At 33.6% G+C, this 20277-nt stretch carries 21 protein-coding genes; 17 read left to right on the forward strand and 4 right to left on the reverse strand.

Annotation, left to right across the window (positions count from 1 at the left end; genetic code table 11):
* Positions 1-12: 12 nt before the first annotated feature.
* Positions 13-930: a tyrosine-type recombinase/integrase gene (locus Q0E86_RS04190; protein WP_367117377.1), complete on the reverse strand. Its 918-nt coding sequence runs from the start codon at positions 928-930 to the stop codon at positions 13-15.
* A 19-nt stretch (positions 931-949) separates the two neighbouring features.
* Between Q0E86_RS04190 and Q0E86_RS04195 the strand changes: the two genes are divergently transcribed.
* The 4 genes from Q0E86_RS04195 to Q0E86_RS04210 all read left to right on the forward strand — a co-directional run bounded on the left by Q0E86_RS04195 (position 950) and on the right by Q0E86_RS04210 (position 3027).
* Positions 950-1198, forward strand: a complete 249-nt coding sequence (locus Q0E86_RS04195; RefSeq protein WP_295754726.1) for a hypothetical protein — start codon at positions 950-952, stop codon at positions 1196-1198.
* Between the two features lie 102 nt (positions 1199-1300).
* On the forward strand, positions 1301-1564 hold the full coding sequence (locus Q0E86_RS04200; protein WP_295754728.1) for a phage holin family protein: 264 nt from the start codon (positions 1301-1303) through the stop codon (positions 1562-1564).
* A gap of 17 nt (positions 1565-1581) precedes the next feature.
* Entirely contained in the window at positions 1582-1977 is a 396-nt protein-coding gene (locus Q0E86_RS04205; protein WP_295754730.1) for a hypothetical protein, read from the forward strand.
* A 9-nt stretch (positions 1978-1986) separates the two neighbouring features.
* Positions 1987-3027 carry an N-acetylmuramoyl-L-alanine amidase gene (locus tag Q0E86_RS04210; RefSeq protein ID WP_295754732.1) on the forward strand — a complete coding sequence of 347 codons (1041 nt, stop codon included), beginning with the start codon at positions 1987-1989 and terminating at the stop codon, positions 3025-3027.
* A gap of 438 nt (positions 3028-3465) precedes the next feature.
* On the opposite strand, the gene Q0E86_RS04215 is transcribed toward Q0E86_RS04210, so the two are convergent.
* Together Q0E86_RS04215 and Q0E86_RS04220 are read right to left on the reverse strand one after the other, a co-directional pair.
* Complete coding sequence (locus Q0E86_RS04215) at positions 3466-4287, reverse strand: Abi family protein (protein ID WP_295754734.1); 822 nt, start codon at positions 4285-4287, stop codon at positions 3466-3468.
* A gap of 547 nt (positions 4288-4834) precedes the next feature.
* Positions 4835-5533: an NYN domain-containing protein gene (locus Q0E86_RS04220; RefSeq protein ID WP_288536008.1), complete on the reverse strand. Its 699-nt coding sequence runs from the start codon at positions 5531-5533 to the stop codon at positions 4835-4837.
* Positions 5534-5992: 459 nt separating this feature from the next.
* Between Q0E86_RS04220 and Q0E86_RS04225 the strand changes: the two genes are divergently transcribed.
* The 9 genes from Q0E86_RS04225 (at position 5993) to Q0E86_RS04265 (ending at position 13725) form a co-directional block, all read left to right on the forward strand.
* A complete protein-coding gene (locus tag Q0E86_RS04225; RefSeq protein WP_295754735.1) occupies positions 5993-6409 on the forward strand; it encodes a hypothetical protein in 417 nt (138 codons plus the stop codon).
* A complete protein-coding gene (locus Q0E86_RS04230; RefSeq protein WP_288536003.1) occupies positions 6393-6707 on the forward strand; it encodes a PadR family transcriptional regulator in 315 nt (104 codons plus the stop codon). The genes Q0E86_RS04225 and Q0E86_RS04230 overlap by 17 nt, the downstream gene beginning before the upstream one ends.
* 1 nt (position 6708) lies before the next feature.
* Positions 6709-7596 carry a DUF1700 domain-containing protein gene (locus Q0E86_RS04235; RefSeq protein WP_295754737.1) on the forward strand — a complete coding sequence of 296 codons (888 nt, stop codon included), beginning with the start codon at positions 6709-6711 and terminating at the stop codon, positions 7594-7596.
* On the forward strand, positions 7589-8059 hold the full coding sequence (locus tag Q0E86_RS04240; protein WP_288536001.1) for a hypothetical protein: 471 nt from the start codon (positions 7589-7591) through the stop codon (positions 8057-8059). The genes Q0E86_RS04235 and Q0E86_RS04240 overlap by 8 nt, the downstream gene beginning before the upstream one ends.
* A 195-nt stretch (positions 8060-8254) precedes the next feature.
* The gene (locus Q0E86_RS04245) at positions 8255-9850 is read left to right on the forward strand and encodes an AarF/ABC1/UbiB kinase family protein (RefSeq protein WP_295754739.1); all 1596 of its coding nucleotides are present in this window, start codon (positions 8255-8257) and stop codon (positions 9848-9850) included.
* 14 nt (positions 9851-9864) lie between these two features.
* Complete coding sequence (gene lspA, locus Q0E86_RS04250) at positions 9865-10359, forward strand: signal peptidase II (protein ID WP_288518945.1); 495 nt, start codon at positions 9865-9867, stop codon at positions 10357-10359.
* On the forward strand, positions 10341-11255 hold the full coding sequence (locus Q0E86_RS04255) for an RluA family pseudouridine synthase (protein WP_295754741.1): 915 nt from the start codon (positions 10341-10343) through the stop codon (positions 11253-11255). The genes lspA and Q0E86_RS04255 overlap by 19 nt, the downstream gene beginning before the upstream one ends.
* Positions 11252-11734 (forward strand): dCMP deaminase family protein, encoded by a 483-nt coding sequence (locus Q0E86_RS04260; protein ID WP_295754829.1) that lies wholly within the window; start codon positions 11252-11254, stop codon positions 11732-11734. Before Q0E86_RS04255 ends, Q0E86_RS04260 begins: the two co-directional genes overlap by 4 nt.
* An 83-nt stretch (positions 11735-11817) precedes the next feature.
* Positions 11818-13725: a diguanylate cyclase domain-containing protein gene (locus tag Q0E86_RS04265; protein ID WP_295754742.1), complete on the forward strand. Its 1908-nt coding sequence runs from the start codon at positions 11818-11820 to the stop codon at positions 13723-13725.
* On the opposite strand, the gene rnhC is transcribed toward Q0E86_RS04265, so the two are convergent.
* The gene (gene rnhC / locus Q0E86_RS04270; RefSeq protein WP_295754744.1) at positions 13722-14579 is read right to left on the reverse strand and encodes a ribonuclease HIII; all 858 of its coding nucleotides are present in this window, start codon (positions 14577-14579) and stop codon (positions 13722-13724) included. The two genes, Q0E86_RS04265 and rnhC, sit on opposite strands and share 4 nt — an antisense overlap.
* A 63-nt stretch (positions 14580-14642) precedes the next feature.
* On the opposite strand from rnhC, the gene Q0E86_RS04275 reads away from it, so the two are divergent.
* Genes Q0E86_RS04275 through Q0E86_RS04290 form a run of 4 tightly spaced genes read left to right on the forward strand, consistent with a single transcriptional unit; the run spans position 14643 to position 20274 of the window.
* Positions 14643-16955 (forward strand): endonuclease MutS2, encoded by a 2313-nt coding sequence (locus Q0E86_RS04275; RefSeq protein ID WP_295754745.1) that lies wholly within the window; start codon positions 14643-14645, stop codon positions 16953-16955.
* Between the two features lie 8 nt (positions 16956-16963).
* Positions 16964-18721: an excinuclease ABC subunit UvrC gene (gene uvrC, locus Q0E86_RS04280; protein ID WP_295754747.1), complete on the forward strand. Its 1758-nt coding sequence runs from the start codon at positions 16964-16966 to the stop codon at positions 18719-18721.
* A gap of 35 nt (positions 18722-18756) precedes the next feature.
* Positions 18757-19797, forward strand: a complete 1041-nt coding sequence (locus Q0E86_RS04285; protein WP_295754749.1) for a M15 family metallopeptidase — start codon at positions 18757-18759, stop codon at positions 19795-19797.
* Positions 19798-19806: 9 nt separating this feature from the next.
* A complete protein-coding gene (locus Q0E86_RS04290; RefSeq protein ID WP_288518956.1) occupies positions 19807-20274 on the forward strand; it encodes a metallophosphoesterase in 468 nt (155 codons plus the stop codon).
* Positions 20275-20277 lie beyond the last annotated feature (3 nt).

Here is a 20277-nt window from a genome sequence, read left to right on the forward strand (position 1 = left end):
GACATACATTGACTACTTGTAATAATCACAAAGCAACTCAACACATTTACGCTTCAATTCCATTTGTGGATGTACGTAGATGTTCATTGTGATTGACACGTTGGAGTGGCCAAGTAATTCACTTAATGATTTGTAATCACATCCACATTCAATACATCTTGTTGCGAATGTATGCCTTAATGCATGGAATTTGAGATGTGGTAGTTCAAGCTCTTTAAGAAGTCGATTGTAATACAATCTGTACTTATTCGGCTCTATTGGTTTATCTCGATTTGTTAATACGTAGTTATCTTCTTCGCCTTGAAGAAGGATTGCATAGTGCATTATCCATGTATTCAATGGAATCATTCGAGCACTGGAACGTGATTTAGGTGGTGTTATTGAAAGATGGCTACCATCTTCTTTTGTGTATGTTCGTATCATGGTTTTGTTTATGTTCAACAATTTAGTCTGTACATTTATATCAGACCACTTCAAAGCGCACAATTCACCTATGCGTATTCCTGTATGGATGCATAAAAGGATTCCAAAGTTTTTACAATTAATCTCAGATTGGAGGTGATTAATCAATGTTATTTGATTTTCTTTTTCAAAAATCTCTACCGCCTTAGAAGGATGGTATGGTAGTTGAATATCGACTTTGAATGGAAGTGTAAATTTTAAAACCTGAATAATGTCTTTGGCATATTTGAATGATATACCACCTTTTCCGTCTTTACGGCCATTTTCAAGTTTTTGAAGAATAAACTCCTGCAGAATATCGTTGTTTAACTCCTCAGTCTGATAATTGCCTAGTTTTGGCATAATGTGATTGTGGATCACATTACAATAATTCGTGTAAGTACTGTATTTTAGATAGATTTTCTTTTCCTTTAACCAGGAAATTAATTTGTCAGAATATAGCATTTTTTGTTTTACCTCGCTTTTCATATTAATAGGAGGATTTTATATGACGAAGGTTCATGAAATCAATTTAAACACAAAGTTGTGGAATTTCTTTACAGAACATGACTTTATTATTCTAGATTTAACAGATAAAGATATTAATGAACAAGATTATGTATTGTTCAAACAAGTGTCATTAGACGAAGGAAAAGAAACCGATACAGGTTTGTTTAGAATGACACAAATCAGAAGCATCACTACAAATGATGGATTTAAAGAAGGTTATGTGATGCTTAATTTAACTAAACTTTAGAAAAATCGACCTTGTGAAGTCGTTAAACTCACACATGGTACACAGACTGCAGCTTAGCTCGTTCAGGCAGTCTTTTTTTGTATGCAAAAAGGAGGAAGTAAAATGAATTTTGCAGAATTAAGTCAATATTTTGTGTTAGTGGTAGTGGTAGCTTGTTTGATCGTGGGTTACATTTTGAAAACATCGTTTGAAAGCTTTCCGAACAAGTATATTCCTACTGTATTAGCTTTCGTTGGATTGGTGCTTAACTTAGCAGTAAGCGGCTTAACTATTGAAAATGCAGTGTATGGCGCATTGATGGGTTTAGCTAGTACAGGTATGCACCAAGCTTTTACTAGGTTTGTTGAAGGTAAAACAGAACAATAAAGGATGTGGCTTGCAAGATGGACTTCGTAATTACAAGCCAACAAATTGTATGGATTTGTGGATTTATCGCTTCAATATGGGGAGTGGTAAAAATTGTTAAAGAGTTAAAAAAGCCGAGTGATGATTTGCGTACAATGGTGCATCGTCATGATGAACTATTGCACAAAGATAATGAGCGATTAAATTCGCTTGAAAAGATTACACTTAATCAAGAAGGAATTAATCGCAAATTAGAAGAACACACTCGACTACTATCTGAGCATGACGATAGGCTAGACGATGATAAAGAAAGAAGTAATTTATTACTTAAAGCAAACATTGCAATTCTAAATGGTTTGTTGTCTGAATCAGATAAAGATAAATTAGTTGAAACTAGAAATGAAATTCAAGATTTTTTAGTTGATAAAAATTAGGAGGTATTAATGATGAATGTTGTAAAAAATTTAGTAAGTCCAAGTTTATATTATTGTAAATGTCCTTATGCGATGAATCCGACTCGAATTGTTGTTCATAACACTGCGAACGATGCGTCCGCTAGAAATGAAATCCAGTATATGATCAATAATCGAAATGAAGTTTCATATCATTATGCAGTGGATGATAAAGAAATTGTTCAAGGTATTCCTGAAAACAGAAACGCTTGGCATTCTGGTGATGGAGGTAATGGAGTAGGTAATAGACAAGGTATCGCTATCGAAATCTGTTACTCAAAGTCAGGTGGAGCAAGATTTGATGCTGCAGAAGTCTTAGCAGCTAAATTCATTGCTTCCAAATTAAAAGAAAAAGGATGGGGAATTGCTCAAGTTACTAAGCATCAAGACTACTCGAACAAATACTGTCCACATAGAACATTAGATAAAGGATGGCAGCGTTTTTTAAATATGATTCAAGCGGAATTAGGACAAACTACTCAAAGTTCACCAAGTACACCAAGCACTCCAAGCGCTTCAAGTGGTGAGAAGTACTCAGTTAGTACACCTATCTGTACAAATACATTAAGTGTAAATTGCAATGGTACAGGTAAAGTTTATAAAGGTGATTGGAATGGTACGATTGGAAGAGTAATCAAAGGTGCTAAATATCCGTATCGTGTTGATCGCAACGGTGTAGCGATTGGGTGGACAAATGATGCCGGTATTGATTCAGACCCTCATATTCCTGGAGGTAGTACTCAATCAACACCGACTGTATTAAACAGTGTTCCTTCTGATTTTACCAAAGAAAGTGCTACATTCTATCCAAATACAACATTAAAGATCAGAAAAGCACCTACAGAAAAAGGAATTGATACAGGATTGTATTACAGTCAAGGAATGTCTGTACGATACGATGGATATGTAAAACGTGAAGGATTCGTTTGGATCAGTTGGATTAGTGCATCAACAGGCGAACGCAGATGGATGAAAGCAGGCGTGTTAAATTCAAAAGGATATAACACTAATCCATACGGAAGATTCGTTTAAGACTTAATAAAAAAAAGTGTCAAATTTATAAAATAAGACACAGAATTGTACATAATGTACAGAAAATGATTCAAAATATCGAAAAATGACACAAAACCTAAAAACTATTTTTAATGACTACTTGAGCCTATGCATTTGTGCGTAGGTTCTTTTTTTTGTTGTGTTGTGAAATTATAATAAAATTGAGATATAAACTATGTCTTGATTATATCTTGAAAAAAATATATTTTATTAAAATACATTATATCTCATGAAACGTGCGCCTATATATAAAGCATGAATAACACTTATAAACGCAATATCTTTCTACGAAAAATTTACTAACTAAGCAAAATATGCTTTATATAAAGATAACATAGATGAGCACGTTTTTTGTTGACAATATGCAAAATGTCATTTAGAATACTTATGTAAATTGACCCAGGGTCGGAAGAAAGGTTACATCATAATGGTGTAGCCTTTTTCTTTACTCAAGTATTTAATCATAGTTGTGAATCGCTTTTTGTTTGTGCTATCGCGAAGAGCTTTTGTTTTCGGATTGTAGAAGCGGATTAGTATTTCTAAGCTATTACAATGCATTACGCAATTACGAACAGAGATTAGAGTAAAGAATTTCGAAATAAAATCCGGTGTTTTATCTACACTAAAGTCAATTCCAACTTTTTTACAATCCTTAAAGATTTTGTCTTGCTCTTTATATTCTAAGCCGCAATATACTGTCAGAGTTTGCCCTAAAGACATTCTGTCAAAGAAACAGTATACGTCATGATAGTTATTGATATTAGCTTTTATTTCATCAATGTGTCTATTCATGTGATTGATACGCTCTTCGTTATAATGATTATTATTAGGTATTCTCGTTCGAACTGCATCTAAAAAATTTAAGACGTTACTTTTTGATTCCAATGTGTATGAAGTTAGAACTCTGTAAGAAAATATTGATTTAAATACAGTTTCAAATAAGATGATATTTTTCGAAATGATTGGATATTTTTCTCGTTCACTTTTATATAATTCGTAATATTCACTAAATTCTACATCTCTTTCATACACATGATTTCCATCCACTTTAATTACTTCTTTTTTGCTGTTTAATTTTGCGAAGTGATGTTTATATGGTGAAATAACATTTATATAATTATACTTGAATAAAATATCTTTCGCACTTTTCTCGTCGATAATATTGAACCGAACTCTTTTATTACTTTTTAAATATTCAATCTGTTCTTCTAATGTTTTAGCAGATTTATACCTTGCCATCATGCTCCTCCTTTTTATAATCAAAAACCCGATATAATTACATACTAGAAATTACTTATTATCCGTATTAACTTTTTCATATTCCATTTGTGTTGCATTAAAAAAGCTATCAAGATTAACTCAGTAGCTTTCAATAAATAGGCTCTAAGGCCATAATTCAATTTTATCTAAATTGAAAAGTACTGAATTGTCAATTTTATTGCTTTTTCTTAACTTGTGTGAAAGCCTCTATGATACCTTTATCAATTTTATCCATAACACTATTAGTAGCCTTCATTCTTTTATAATCCATTTATGCAAAAGCATAAAAGAAAAGCCACTGAAATAAATCAGTGACTTCCTATATGGCGCAAAGGCCGTTGTGTAATAATCAATGGCGCTAAGGCCGTTGTTCATAAGAATATTAACATCTCACAACTCTATAGTCAAAAGATTTACTTTGTAAATAATTCTATTAATTTATTGTCAAGTATTGTCATGATTTCATCTGAAACTCTAATTTTCAAAATGGGATCATATTTGTTTATTGGTTTTTGATATATCCACTTTATTTCGACGAAGCTGAATTAGAAAAATTCTTATCGCAGCTTCTTAAACCGTCTATATGTTCGAATAATTCAGGTTTTATAGTCGCACCAAGCGGATCTAAAATAAAGTCAATCCCTTCACGTCTAGCAAGTTTTGAAGCTGAGACGAAATCACTATCACCAGAAATTAATATTATTTGATCTACCTGTTGTTTATATGAAAGGGAAGCAATATCTAAACCAATCTTCATGTCTACTCCTTTTTGGTCAATATTAAGGATTATATCTGTTTCAGATAAATCAAAAAAATTTAGAGTGCCATTACACAGCTTTTTGAAAGCTTTTTGGGACAGATTATAGTTTGCTTGTTGAACGGCAAGTTGTCCTAACCGAATCGCAAACTTACGTTTTTTCTTTAGTTCTTCAAAGAAGGCGTTTGTCCATTCATAAGTTGGAGATTTACCTAAATTTACATTTGATTTCGTAAATGGATTATATATTGTTTTATCAACAGGTTCACAGTCGTAATAGAATATTCTATATAGTGAATGATTTACTTTTTCTCCATTGATACGTTCAGTTAAATGTCTTCTGCAATATACATCTAATTCATCAGCTCTTTCTTTTGGAGTTAAGTTACCTAGACATGCATAAGCTCTTCTTCTGTAAAAACCACCATCAACAAGAATAGCTGTTTTAATTCCATCGTTATGATTCATTTTTTATATCCTTTCCAAATGAAAAAAGGCCTTAGTCACAACCTAATCCCTTATACTGGGGGTTCCGACTAAGACCGAGTTAACTGATTACTTAACATATCCGTTAAGGTAAACCTATCTTAGCAAAACCATAATTGGGTGTCAATGATTAATTTGTTAAATTAATCACATATATTTATACCTATTATTGTACGATTAGATTTAATATAAACATCTTATAAGCTATGCAATATATTTATATTATTGAATAAATATAAAGTGTTGCGTTCATTGTGATGTTTGCTTTGAAACTTTATATAAAAGAAATTTATCACCTATATTCTACTACAATATTTAACAGATAGATATTTTAAAATAAAGTGAATATTGAAGGTTAAATTCATCTAAATTAAATACGTATTACACAGTACTTGACAATCCAAGGTAGTGTGTATATTATAATAGCGAAGAGGTGATAAAATGCAACCAAGAGCTGTTATATATTGCTCAAAACATGGAGCTACAAAAGAATTAGCGCAATGTTTAGGTAAAAAATACAATCTTCCTGTGATTTCGATTGACCATATTTCTGGATACTCTTTCCAAAATATTCCAGTATATTTTTGTGGATGGATTCGCAATGGAAAAATTATGGGATTAAATAAAGCTTCTAAATTATTTATGTGTGTTCAAGTGATTGGTGTAGGTGCCATTGAATATAATGAGGCCTATGAAATGAAGTTAAAATATAAAAATAAGATTGTGAATCAAGATTTTAAATATATTCAATCAAGCCAAGGTTTATCATTGAACCTTTTAGAAAAGATGTACGTAGATGTGTTTCAACCATCTTTGATAGGAAAGAGTAAGGGTGTAGCGCATGAATACTCAATTTAAAAAAGGTGTCTTGGAATTGATTGTATTAAAGGCAATCGTGGCCGATGATCTATATGGATACCAACTTGTATCCAGAATCAATGAAGTGATACAAGTTAATGAAGGAACGATTTATCCTTTGTTGAAGCGTTTATCGAATGATCATTTATTAGAATCGTATTTAAAAGAATCAACAGAAGGTCCTCCAAGAAAGTATTATCATATCACAAGTCTAGGACTTGAAAGATATGAGACTTTATTAGAAGAATGGACAAGTTTTTCAGATAGTGTAAATACATATTTGAAGGGAGTGAAGTAAAGTGTTAAAAAGTGAGTTTTTAGAACTTTTGAATCAAAAATTATCATTGATCAATGATAAAGAAAGAGAAGATATTATCTTAGAATATGGAACATATATTGATGACAAGATCTCAAATGGCGTATCAGAAGAAGAGGCAGTAGCTGGTTTTGGAGATGTGGATGAATTGGCTAAAGAGATTTTATCGGCCTATAAAATCAACACAGATTCGATGGATCCATTATCAAGTAAGGCGGACAAAACAATCGATAAGGTTTACGCAAAGGTGGAGGAATTATTTTCTAAATTAGGTGATTTTTCGATGAACCAAATTTTCCATGTTATATTTGATGCCTTTGTGCTTGTTTTGATTTTGTGGATTGGAAAATTAATCGTGGTTGATGTGTTATGTCGATTAATCTTATCTATACTATTCTCTTTCTTTGTAGGATACCATATGATTACAGAATTTATGTTAGGCTTATGTCGCCTTCTATATTTATGTTTAGCTATCTATTTCTTTGTGAAAGTCATGTCAAAAAGAATTCAAAGATATCGTTTCAATAACCAAAATGTAGGTGTGATGGATGATATTAAGGAAACTTGGAATGACAATATCAAATCGAATGATTTGCCGCCAACACCAGATCGCCCATTATATCATGAAAGAAAGCCACATCATTTTGAGTCGGATGTATTAAAGGTGATACTGGTATTTGCCATGATTCCAGTCGCATGCATACTCATTGGTAGTGGTATTGGTTTAGTAGTCATGATTTATGTAAGTATGATGTATGCCACAACAAGTGCAGGACTTTATTGCATGGATATTGCCTTTGTACTAGGAAGCTTGGCTATTCTATTGATGTTATTTCGCGCTTGGCCAAAGAAGGTGGATACAAATGCGTAAATTAGGTGTATTACTTGTCGTTTCTATTTTATTGTTCGTATTTGGAGCTGGAACCTTTGTATATGAATTAAGTCAAATCAGTCCCAATCAAATTGATGTATCACAAGAAACACAGACAATGACAACTTCAATGCCAAATGCTTGTAAACTATACACAAAGACGTATTTAAGTTCCATTGGAGATGTGCATGTCGTTGTGGATGAAATGGTTGAAGATGATAAGCTACAAGATGATGCGTTGGTTATCACATACCCCAAAATGCTTCATGTGGTACAGGATGAGGATCAATTGGATATACAGATGGATGATTACGAGATGTCAAAGGATTTTCAAACCATCTTTAATACGTTTCGAACAAAATCCTATGATGAATATTTTGCGAAGAATAATGAGATTCATGTAAGTGTTCGTTATGGTAAGGCTTTAAAAGATAAAATCACATTGGTCGATGACTACTATTAAGGAACAGTACATACTGTTTCTTTTTGATTCTTAACAAGTGTGATAAAATATTGTTATGGTGAAAAATAATAAAGACTGGAGTCGTTTATTGAAAATGATTCTTGTGGAAGATAAAAAGAAATCCAATACACTTAAGGTGTTTAAAAAGAGTAAAGTGACTAACACACCTTTACATAGAAGACAGGATGTGAAAAGATGAGTGATACAAATACGATGTCAACAAGTGCAAGATTTGCCCAGATTGTATCTATATTAAGAAAACATCACATTCAAAAGGGAATGGATCCAGTAAAGTTTCGTATGATCTTAGAAGATTTAGGACCAACATTTGTCAAGATTGGCCAAATTATGTCAACAAGACAAGATCTATTTTCCCAACGCTATTGTAAAGAATTGATGAAACTTCGCTCTCACGTAACACCTATGCCATTTTCAATGGTTGAACAAATTATTCAAGATACATATGGTGATTTATTTCATGAAGAATTTGAGAGTATTGATGAAATATGTTTAGGCTCTGCATCGATTGCGCAAGTACATGCCGCAACTTTAAAGACAAAAGAAAGAGTTGTATTAAAGGTTCAACGACCAAATATCTATGAATGGATGGAACGAGATGTAGCATTATTAAGAAAAGCTGTAAAAATATTGAATCTATCCGACATTGTTTCAAGTGTTGTTGATCTAGATATGGTTATCGATGAATTTTGGTACACGGCCAAACAAGAAATGGATTTTACAAATGAAGCACAGTTTGCGGAGCGTTTCAAAAATGAATATAAAGACTGTAAGTTTATTGATGCACCTAAAATATATGATGAATATACACGAAAAAATATTCTCGTAATGGAATATGTGGAAGGTGTAGAAATTACAGATTCAAAAAAATTAGATGAACTCGGCTATGATCGAAGTGAAATTGCCGATAAATTGGCATTTAATTATATTTCACAAATCATTGAGAATGGTTTCTTTCATGCGGATCCACATTCAGGAAATTTAAGGATACGTGATAATCAAATCGTATGGATCGATTTTGGGATGATGGGAATCTTAGATGCGAACGAAAGAGAAACGATGAAATCAGCGGTTCGTGCCATCGCACTAAAGGATACACAGAAATTAGTCGATTGCATCTTAATGATTGGAGATTGTAAGAAAGAAATTGATTATTCTGCATTTTGTAACGACATGGACAAATTTGTGAATCAATATCTGAGTGTTCCTTATGCAGAAATTGATATCGCAAAACTAGTACAAGACATGTTTTCAATATGCCATGCCTATTCTATTTCTTTGCCAAAAGGCATTAGTATGTTAGCTCGTTCGATGATGACAATTGAAGGTACATTAACAGCTTTAGATCCAAACATGAATACCATGAAAATTGCCTTGAGCCATAAGGCAAGTTTGACGCAAATTGATTGGCAGAAAGAGATCAAGTCTACAGCTAAGCGTAGTATTGATGCAGTATCACACGCCATTGATATTCCTGTACAGGCTAGTGATGTATTAAGAATGGTTCAAAGAGGACAGATCAAAGTGAATTTGAATTTAATGGGTTCACAAGCTCCACTAGCTAAAATCGATCAGATGGTCAATCGATTGATTGTATGCGTGTTGATTGCAGCCTTAGTTGTAGGTTCGAGCTTAATTTGCACAACAAAAATGAAACCGACCATTATGGGCATTCCTGCCATTGGCTTTATTGGATATATCATTGCGATTGGAATGAGTGTATGGTTATTTTTCAAAATGTTATTTTTACATAGAAGAAACAAATCGTTTTAAAAAGGGGATATGAGATGAAAAAAGGAAAAACAGTAGTGGCATCTTTATTAATAGTATTTGTCACTTTAGGACTGGATCAATGGACAAAGTGGGCCATTGAAAAGTCAATCGCATTAAATGATTCGGTAGAAATGATCAAACATTTCTTTTACTTAACATATGTTCGAAATACTGGAGCTGGATTTAGTATGTTTGCAGGGGCTGGAATGGGCTTTTTTGCAGCACTAACTATCATCGCCTTAGTAGCTATGGTCTATATGTTTTTTAAAACAAATGATTCACGCTATCAAATTTGTTTATCTTTAGTTTTCTCAGGAGCTATTGGTAACTTTATTGACCGCATGAGCCTAGGATATGTTCGAGACTTTTTTAGTTTCTATATTTTTGGGTATCCATTTCCCGTGTTTAATGTAGCGGACATTTGCATAACCGTAGGAATCGCATTAATATTAATCAGTATGTTTGTAGATGAAAAGAAGGAGCAAGTCAGATGGAAACAAGAATCCTAAAAATAGATGAAGATATAAAATTGGATCGTTTAGATAAAGTATTAGCTGAAAAATTAGATTTTTCTCGTAAAAGAATTAAAGACTTATTAGATGAAGAACATGTTTTGGTCAATCATAAGGTAATGAAAGCAAGTTATAAAGTTTGTGTAGGCGATGAAATTGAAGTTTCCATTCCTGAACTCGATTCAACCGAAGTATTACCCGAACCAATTGATTTAGATATTGTATATGAGGATCATGATATCATTGTGATCAATAAACCAAAAGGTATGGTGGTACATCCAGCTCCAGGACATTATTCTGGAACTTTAGTCAATGCGTTACTTTATCATTGTAAAGATTTGAGTGGTATCAATGGTGTGATGCGACCAGGCATTGTACATCGTATTGATAAAGATACGTCTGGCTTACTTGTAGTTGCCAAAAATGACAAGGCACATGAGGCTTTGAGTCAACAACTTCAAGATAAAACATGTCATCGAGAATATGTGGCCATTGTACATAAACCATTTACACATGAATATGGTACGATTCACGCGCCAATTGGTCGTGATGAAAAAGATCGTCAGAAAATGGCGGTTACCGCAAACAATTCTAAGGATGCGATCACGCATTTTAATGTATTAGAAAACTTTAGTAAGTTTGCGTATATCAAATGTCAATTGGAAACTGGAAGAACTCACCAAATTCGTGTACATATGCAATATATTGAGCATCCAATTGCCGGAGATTCAAAATATGGTCCTAGAAAAACGATCCAGGCTAATGGACAATTATTGCATGCATGCGCCTTGGAATTTGTGCATCCAACAACACATGAAAAGATGCGTTTTGAAGTACCGTTGGAACCAACATTTGAAAAAGTATTAAATGAACTTAGAGAAGGTGAAGAATAATGCGTGATGATGTATTAAGTTGGGATCAGTATTTTATGGGGATGGCCCATTTGAGTGCTATGCGTTCAAAAGATCCAAATACGCGTGTAGGAGCTTGTATTGTCAATCCACAAAAAAGAGTGGTTGGACTAGGCTATAATGGTTTTCCTTATGGATGTGAAGATGATGAATTTCCTTGGGATCGAGATGGCAAGTTTCTAGAAACAAAATATCCTTATGTGGTACATGCCGAATTGAATGCGATCTTAAATAGTATTCAAGATTTACATGGATGTACACTTTATGTTTCTTTATTTCCATGTAATGAATGTGCGAAAGCCATTATTCAAGCTGGTATTACTTGTGTTGTATATGAAAGCGACAAGTATGATGGTACCGAAGGAAATATTGCCAGTAAACGCATGTTTCATGATGCGGGTGTAAAATTAATTCAACTTCCTTATGATATTGAGGTTGAAACAAAAATCAATAATCGTTAAGGAGTAACATTGGTTACTTCTTTTTTGCGTTTCGCGTTTTGTCAGTATATAATAAAAGTCAGAAATCTGAAAAGGAAATACGTATGAAAAAACAAATAAATCAGTTGTTGCCAACACTTTTAGTTATGATATTGATATTGGCATTAACTGTGACAACTTATAATATAAGTTTAAAACAAGAAGAAAAAGAATGTTACAACCGATTAGATAATGCGAGTGAATCCATCATTCAAAGTGTTCGAAATCGCATGAATGATGATTTGAATTATTTGCGTTTGATTGGGAAAGACTTTTCCAATGAAGATCATTTGCCTACATATGAAGAATACACCAGTCGATTAAGTACTTTTCAAAATGTATCTTTGTTTGAGCGCGTCGATTTATTGATGCAAAATAATACGATGTATACAATGCATAAAGATGTGCAACAAATTCAATCCAATGATTTTTTGACATTGAATGCAGATGCCGAATATATGGATCTAGTACATACAGATCCACTCACAAATAAAAAAAGTGTAAATTATTATGTGCCTATCCAACAAAATGATTCTGTAGTTGCGTATTTAGTGGGTGTGATTCAATGTGATACATTAGATGAGCAGTTCTATACGCAAATATATAATGGAAGGACACAGAATCTCATTATTGATACAACGGATGGTCAGGTTGTGATGGATAATCATGATGTTCTAGATTATGACACTTTTTCGACGAACGGCTGTAAATTATTATCGCCTAAGCAAGATGTAATTAAACAAATTAGTTCTTTAAAATCAGGGGTTGTGGCATTTGAACAAGAAGGTATTAAGAAATATCTGATTTATAAACCCATTAAAGTATACAATTGGGAACTCATAGTTATTGTGGATGAAGATGTGGCCTTTGCGAGTGCATTGACATTGAAAAAGAATTATTTGGTTATGGTCATTTGTGAAGTAGTGATTCTTCTACTATATTGTTGGTTCTATATCACAAAAGTTCGAAAAATTTCTAAAAAATCAAATGAATTTGAAAAAGACTTGAATGTTTCGCATACTTTGATTCAATGTGTTCGCAAGTTATCAAATGGCACAAATCAAAAGAATGCGATTGATGATATCTTGAAAATTATTTGTGAATTCTATCAAGCTGAAAGATGTTACGTATTAGATTTGGATTTTGAACACAAACAAGCTAACGGCATTTATGAATATGGAAATAGACATGATGATATTCATATTGATAAGATGGTCCGTTTATGTTTAGAACATATGGATCTAGTAAATCAATTTTTCGAACATCAAAAATCCTATTATATTGAAGATGTAACACAAGAAATCCCTTCTACAAGTCCAATTTATTCAAGTTTTGTTTCGCAAAAAATACAGAGTATTATCGTTGTACCATTTGTGGATGGTCAACAAATTAAAGGTGTTTTTGCGGTAGACAATCCTAAACAAAACTACTACCAAAAAGACTTTTTAGAATCTTTGTGTTTCTTTATTGAGATAGCTATGGCTCGTGAAAAAGAAAAGAAACATTTAGAGAATTTAAGTTATGTGGATTCTTTGACATATGCCCAAAATCGCAATCACTTTAATGAATATATTGAAAAAAATAGGCGTAAAGAACTTCATTTGGTTGGAGTCATTTATTTGGATTTAAATGGATTAAAAGAAATCAATGATAAAATGGGACATCTTGCAGGAGATACATTGATTATTAGTGCTTCTTATGTACTACAAGAAATCTTTGCGGATAACTCCTATCGTATTGGTGGCGATGAATTTGTGGTGATTGAACAAGATGTTTTAGAATCTGAATTTTATTCTAAATATGATAAATTACTTGCCCGTATGAAAGAACTCGAAATCAGTATTGCGACAGGATATGTATGGAAAGAAAATTGTTCAAATTTAACTGAAATTCTTCAAGAAGCCGATCAAAAGATGTATGAAGATAAAAAGCGCTATTATTCCATAGCGCAAAATGATCGAAGAAGGCGTTAGACACCGATTTTTTGAGTGTTTTTAAAATGAAGCTTTGCCACTTGGTAAAGCTTTTCTTTTCCAAATTTTTTCACAAATTCTTTTCCACAAGCATCTACTTTACTGCCAGCACCCTTTTCAAATTTAAAATCATATTTTTCTTCCATAAGATCCCAAGTTTCTAAAAAAGCATTTCTTGCAAGAATACTTGCACAAGCTACCGCAAGATATTTATTTTCGGCTTTGGTTTCAAACGTAATGCCACGAATGACTTCAGGAAAACCTTGTAGATAGCGATAGTAGCTCTTTTCTTGGACAAATTGATCGATGACAATCTGTTTTGGAAGTATATATCCTTTATGTACTAAGTTTACATAGGCCTGATTGTGTAAACGACACTTCATGTCCACCATGTTACAAGAATCGTGCATATCGTTATATTTTGAATTGGGTACAATTAAAATACTATGTGGACACACTTCTTTAATGATAGGCGCAAGCTTTCTAATTTTTGTATCATCCACTTGTTTAGAATCTTGTATACCTAAATGAGCTAATTTTTCTCTTGCCTCTTTTGTGACGATACAACTAGCCACTACAACAGGGCCAAAATAGTCGCCCGTACCTACTTCATCGCTTCCGGCTTGGTCTTGTGCTTCTTTTTGATTTTGTGTCTTTTCTTCTGGTTCTAACCAAGAAAGATCAGCTCCCTGAAATACAACTTTGCCACTTGTATAAGCTGTAATTGTACACTCTTTAGTCTTAATTTGATAATACGTATATTGAGGTGTACTTTCTTTTAATATAAAAGAAGATAATCGATTTTTTAATTGAAAGATTTCTTCTTTTGTCATATTTTTTGTCAATGTTGCCATTTTAATCACCTTATTTAGTTTACCATATATTTTGTGATAAAATAGGTGAGAACGGAGTATTTTATGAAACGAAATTTTAGAGATGAACTAAATCAGGCAATTGATTTCTCAAGTGTATTAACTCAGATTTGTGCGTTTTCAAGTTTTTCTTGTTCTAAAGAAAAAGTTTTAAATGCGTTGCCTCAATTTAATAAATTAGAAATACAAGAACAATTAAATTATGCCAAAGAAGCCATCCAGTTTGAACAAAAAGGTGGCTTACTGAATTTATCAGGAGCTAATGATATTTCTTTGCCAGTTTCAAAAGCCGAAAAACAGATGACATTAACAAGTAAAGAGTTGATTTCCATCTATCATTTTTTAACGGCTGTTAAGCAGGCAAAATTGAGTCTGGATTCTTCTGAATTTATAGAATTAACCAATCTAGCCCAATCGATGGATGGATGTACACGGTTAATGGATTCGATTATTTCCAAAATCGATTTAACGGGTAGTGTTAAAGAAGATGCCACACCTGCCTTAAAGAGTATGCATAAGGCTTTGGTAGATACGCGTTTGGCTTTGCAGGCTAAATCGAGACAGTTTTTAAAGAAGAATAGTTCAAAATTAATGGAAAATATGACGACGAGCGTATCTGGTCGTGTTGTTGTATTGGTGCGTGCTCAAGATAAAAATGCCTTTGGAGGTATGATTCATGGCCAATCGAGTTCGGGTCTTGCCTATTATGTAGAGCCATCTAGCTTTGTATCAGACAATAATGAAATTTCATCATTATTGATTCGTATTGAAGAAGAGAAGAAAAGAATTTGTAAAGAATTGTCATTACAGGTCAAGAAACATGCGTTGGCATTAACTTCAGCTTTAGAAACTTTAACAATCATTGATGTAGCTTTCACAAAGGCAAAATGGGCCATTCGTTATGATGGTTGTATTCCTTCTTTACAATCTAGGGATCATTCCTTGTATTTAGAACATGCCAAACATCCGTTGATTGATGAAAAGAAAGTGGTTTGTAACACATATGAATTAAATGATCAACAAGCTTGTCTTATGATTTCTGGTCCGAATATGGGTGGTAAAACTGTAACCTTAAAGACGATTGGTCTATTTGTGGCATTAGCTCATGCGGCATTTCCAGTACTTTGTCATAAGGCAATCTTGCCATTTTATCAATCGATGTATTTTGATATTGGAGATCATCAGTCGATTGAAAACAATTTGTCAACTTTCTCAAGTCATATTTCTAGACTTTCTCATATTTGTCAAAAGAGTGATGAGAATAGTTTTATCTTATTGGATGAAATTGGAAATGGTACAGATCCATTAGAAGGTGCGAGTCTTGCGGTTGCGATATTGGAATATTTGATTTTAAAAAAGAGTACGATCATTACTTCAACGCACTATTCGCAAGTCAAAACATATGGAAAAGCGAATGAACATGTCTTGGTGTCGAGTGTTGAATTTGATCCAGACACATTAAAGCCGACCTATAAATATATTCCGGGTGTATCGGGTGCAAGTTATGCGTTTCATATTGCCAGAGAATATCATTTGGAAGAATCGATTTTAAAAAGAGCTGATTTTTTAAAGAATGAAAATGAAAAGCAGACGGAAAAAGAATTAGAGAAATTAGAGAAACTTCAAAATGATGTATTGAAACAAAAGGAGCGTTTTAATGCGTTGATTGAGGATGCGCATCGTGTTCAAAAAGAGGCTTATGAAAAGGAAAAAGAAATCGAAAAGCGTAAGGCAGAATTGGATGCTTCATATCAAGAACAGTTAAATGAGATGCTTGAAAAGAAAAAGGCACAGGCCAAAGAAATTTTAACTGTACTTCGTAAACAGAAGACGGGTAAGCAGCATGAACAGATTGAAAAGATGCATGAGTTGGATCTTTTAAGTGAGCATGTAGTAGAAGAAGAACAGGAAAAGAAAGAATTCAAAGTGGGGGATTATGTAAAGATCACGGGTTTGAATTCGCATGGTGAAATTGTAGATATTCGAAGAAACGAGGCGACTGTTTTAACGAATGGAATGAAGATGAAGGTCAAACTTTCGAAGTTGGAGCCTATGCATAAACCGCAAATCAAAAAGACAAGTTATAAAGCGCATGTAGAAAGTGTATCGAGTCGCTTTCCATTAGAGTTGAATCTAATTGGTATGCGTGTGGAAGAAGGAATTGCGGCATTAGATAAGTATTTAGACCAAGCTGTTGTGAAACATATTAAACAAGTTCGTATTATTCATGGTATGGGTACGGGTGCTTTAAGAACAGCGGTTTGGAAGGATTTAAAGAAACAGCCAAATGTTTCAAAATTTACAAGTGCAGGTCCGAGTGAAGGTGGACTTGGAGCAACGATTGTCATATTAAAGTAGGGGATAAAATGAGTATTTCTAAGCATTTACAAGATAAATTGGCTTTACTTCCGGATGCACCTGGTTGTTACATCATGAAGGATGAGAATCAGAATATTTTGTATGTAGGAAAGGCAAAAGTATTAAAGAATCGTGTGCGTTCTTATTTTCATGGTACGCATAATAATAAGACGACGCGTCTTGTTTCGCATATTCGTGATTTTGAATTTATTGTGACGGGCAGTGAAAAAGAAGCTTTACTATTAGAAATCAATTTAATTAAGAAGCATACACCTCCATATAATATTATGTTTATGGATGATAAGACGTATCCATATATTGAAATCACAAAGGAAAATAATTTTGTGGTTCGTACAACGCGTAATATTAAAAGTAAAAAGAGTGAATATTATGGGCCTTATCCAAGTAGTCAATCGGCTTATGAAATTGTGAGGTTGATCAATCAAATCTTTTGTGTAAGAAAGTGTCGTCATATTCCGGATAGTCCTTGTTTGTACTATCATATGCATCAGTGTTTAGGGCCTTGTATAAATGAAATTGATCCTAAGGAAAATGAGAAAACGCGCAAGAAAATTAAGAAGTTTTTGCAGGGAGACACCAAAGAGGTGATGGATTCTTTGCAGGCAAAAATGCTGGATGCGAGTGAAAACTTGCAGTTTGAAAAGGCGCAGGAAATCTATAATACGATTCAGGCTTTAGAGCATGTGATTGAAAAGCAGACGATTGATTTTAAAGATCGTGCGAATCGTGATGTGTTTGGATATTATGTGGATTCTGGTTATATTTCATTTCAGGGTTTCTTTATTCGACAAGGAAAATTGTTGGAAAGAAATATGTCGATTACGCCTTTATATGAGGATGAGATGGATGCCTTTACTAGTTTTATCATGCAGTATTACGAAAAGAATGTAGTGCCAAAAGAAATCTTGGTGCCAGAAGGTACACCGGTTGATGTTTTAAAAGAGGCTTTAAATACGAATGTGCATATTCCAATTCGTGGTGAAAAGAAAAAATTAATTGATATGGTGTATAAGAATGCGAAAGAGGCGCATGAACAGAAGTTTCAATTGGTATTTCGTAAGGATAATGAGCTTAAAAAGGCCAATGATATGTTGTCAAACATATTTAATGCCGATATTCATACGGTGGAGATGTTTGATAACTCGCATATTCAGGGAACTTTTAATGTGAGTGGTTTGGTTGTCTTTAAGGATGGAATTCCAGATAAGAGTTCGTATCGTCATTATAAACTCGATGGCTATCGCAGTGATGTGGATAGTATGAAGGAAGTTATTTATCGCAGGTATTTTAGGTTGTTGAAAGAGCATTTACCGATGCCAGATTTATTGTTGGTGGATGGTGGTGCCGCTCAAATTTCAGCGGCTAAAGAAATTATAGATATGTTGCAGTTGGATCTAAGAATTGCTGGTTTGGTTAAGGATGATAAGCATGCGACACGTGCTTTGATGGATGTGAATTTAAATGAAATTCCAATTGATTCTAAGTCAAGCTTATTCTTTTTGTTGACGCGTATGCAGGATGAGGTGCATCGTTTTGCAATTGCGTATCATAGAAAGCTTAGAGATCAGTCGATGACAAAATCGATATTGGATACGGTGAGTGGGATTGGTCCTAAGCGTAAAAAGGAATTGTTGAAGCATTTTAAGAGTATGAAGCAGATGCGACTCGCAAGCATAGACCAGCTTAGTGAAGTGATTCCTGAAGATGTGGCTAAGATTCTTTATGCTCGTTTGCATGAGGAATGATAGTTTAGTATAATGTTTTGCGTGAGGTACTTATTTTGATTAGTAAAAAAGAAATGCGCGCACGTGTTTTATTGATCGTGGTTTGTTTTGCGGTAGGATGTGTTTGTCTTTACCAGATGGATAAGTCATATGATCCGTTAGCCAGGTATCCTTATACAACGGACAAGAATCGTGATGTGATTTTGAAATATTTAGATAGTAATGATATTGATTACTTAATCAATCAGCATATCACGCCTGATAAGTTTATGGATTTTATTGAGCTGGATGGTTTTAGTTTAAAGAACACGTTGTATTATAAAGAGGCAAAAGACACGCAGGATGCGGATAATGAATATATTGTCAATTTCGTGAATCGTTTTCGTAAGAATTTTTCGTATGATTCTTTAAAGGAATTGTTGTCTCACTATTCCTATATTGATTTAACGACATATTATGAAAATGAGGCTGTCTTATATTCGGATTTGCGTTTGGTGGCAGATCCTACAAATCCATATGTTGTCTTAAATCAGGAGAATACAGTATATAAATATGCACCGGAAAATTTAGTGGATTTTAATGGTGTATATGTTCAAAGTGCCATGGTTGATAACTTATCGAGTATGTTAGATAGTTATGCTTCGGTTATGGATGGCCAAGATCATTTGAGTGTTTCAAGTGGTTATATGAATTATGAACAAGTCTTAGATCAATATGTCAATGCTTCAAAAGAATTTGCGGGTGTTGATAATTATATGTATGGAGCTGGTAAAAATGAGCAGCAACTAGGGTATACAATTGTCTTGGATGGTCAGGATGAGTGGTTAAATCTTTGTAAGCAGCATCTAAATGAGGATATGGACTATACGCAAGTGGAAGAAGAATTGTCAAAAGAAAATAAGAGTCGTGTAGAATGGATCTTAGAAAATGCGTATCGCTATGGTTTTGTAGTGCGATATGGTAAGGGCCATGAAAAGAAGACGGGGCATTGGTATCAGCCGTTTGTACTTCGATATGTGGGTATAGAGAGTGCTAAGATCATGCATGATAGTGATAAGAGTATGGAACAAATGTCGTTTCAAGATGAATTGAATTAGGGGTAATTTATGAAAATTGTGGTTGTGAGTGATTCTCATGGAAGAAATGATATATTAAATACGATTCGTGAAAAACATCCGGATGCTGGATTGTTTATTCATTGTGGTGATTTAGAGAGTGATCCTATGTTTTATCCGGGCTATATCTTTGTTCGTGGAAACAATGATTATTTTGGCCGTTTTGAGGATGAAAGAATCATTCCGATTGGTAAGCATCAAATTTATGTTACACATTCGCATCGCTTCTCGTATTTTTCAAGGAGTGAACAGCTTTCAAATAGGGCAAAAGAATTGAATTGTGATATTGTATGTTTTGGGCATACGCACGTAGCTTATTTGGATGAAGTAAATGGTGTAACTTTATTGAATCCTGGATCTTTATCGCATTCAAGGGATGGAAGACCTTGTAGTTATGCGATTTTAGATATAGATGAAAATGAAATTCGGGTTGAATTTAAGTTTGAGCCTGAATGGTAAGAA

Origin of the sequence: uncultured Holdemanella sp. (assembly GCF_934754935.1) — a bacterium.
Classification (GTDB): Bacteria; Bacillota_I; Bacilli_A; order Erysipelotrichales; family Erysipelotrichaceae; genus Holdemanella.

Coding starts and splice junctions, on each gene's coding strand:
- Q0E86_RS04245 (WP_295754739.1), top strand. CDS start 8,255: ATGAGTGATACAAATACGATGTCAACAAGTGCAAGATTTGCCCAGATT.
- Q0E86_RS04205 (WP_295754730.1), top strand. CDS start 1,582: ATGGACTTCGTAATTACAAGCCAACAAATTGTATGGATTTGTGGATTT.
- Q0E86_RS04290 (WP_288518956.1), top strand. CDS start 19,807: ATGAAAATTGTGGTTGTGAGTGATTCTCATGGAAGAAATGATATATTA.
- Q0E86_RS04200 (WP_295754728.1), top strand. CDS start 1,301: ATGAATTTTGCAGAATTAAGTCAATATTTTGTGTTAGTGGTAGTGGTA.
- Q0E86_RS04190 (WP_367117377.1), bottom strand. CDS start 930: ATGAAAAGCGAGGTAAAACAAAAAATGCTATATTCTGACAAATTAATT.
- Q0E86_RS04195 (WP_295754726.1), top strand. CDS start 950: ATGACGAAGGTTCATGAAATCAATTTAAACACAAAGTTGTGGAATTTC.
- Q0E86_RS04215 (WP_295754734.1), bottom strand. CDS start 4,287: ATGGCAAGGTATAAATCTGCTAAAACATTAGAAGAACAGATTGAATAT.
- uvrC (WP_295754747.1), top strand. CDS start 16,964: ATGAGTATTTCTAAGCATTTACAAGATAAATTGGCTTTACTTCCGGAT.
- Q0E86_RS04230 (WP_288536003.1), top strand. CDS start 6,393: ATGAATACTCAATTTAAAAAAGGTGTCTTGGAATTGATTGTATTAAAG.
- Q0E86_RS04210 (WP_295754732.1), top strand. CDS start 1,987: ATGATGAATGTTGTAAAAAATTTAGTAAGTCCAAGTTTATATTATTGT.
- Q0E86_RS04255 (WP_295754741.1), top strand. CDS start 10,341: ATGGAAACAAGAATCCTAAAAATAGATGAAGATATAAAATTGGATCGT.
- Q0E86_RS04225 (WP_295754735.1), top strand. CDS start 5,993: ATGCAACCAAGAGCTGTTATATATTGCTCAAAACATGGAGCTACAAAA.
- lspA (WP_288518945.1), top strand. CDS start 9,865: ATGAAAAAAGGAAAAACAGTAGTGGCATCTTTATTAATAGTATTTGTC.
- Q0E86_RS04220 (WP_288536008.1), bottom strand. CDS start 5,533: ATGAATCATAACGATGGAATTAAAACAGCTATTCTTGTTGATGGTGGT.
- Q0E86_RS04265 (WP_295754742.1), top strand. CDS start 11,818: ATGAAAAAACAAATAAATCAGTTGTTGCCAACACTTTTAGTTATGATA.
- rnhC (WP_295754744.1), bottom strand. CDS start 14,579: ATGGCAACATTGACAAAAAATATGACAAAAGAAGAAATCTTTCAATTA.
- Q0E86_RS04240 (WP_288536001.1), top strand. CDS start 7,589: ATGCGTAAATTAGGTGTATTACTTGTCGTTTCTATTTTATTGTTCGTA.
- Q0E86_RS04275 (WP_295754745.1), top strand. CDS start 14,643: ATGAAACGAAATTTTAGAGATGAACTAAATCAGGCAATTGATTTCTCA.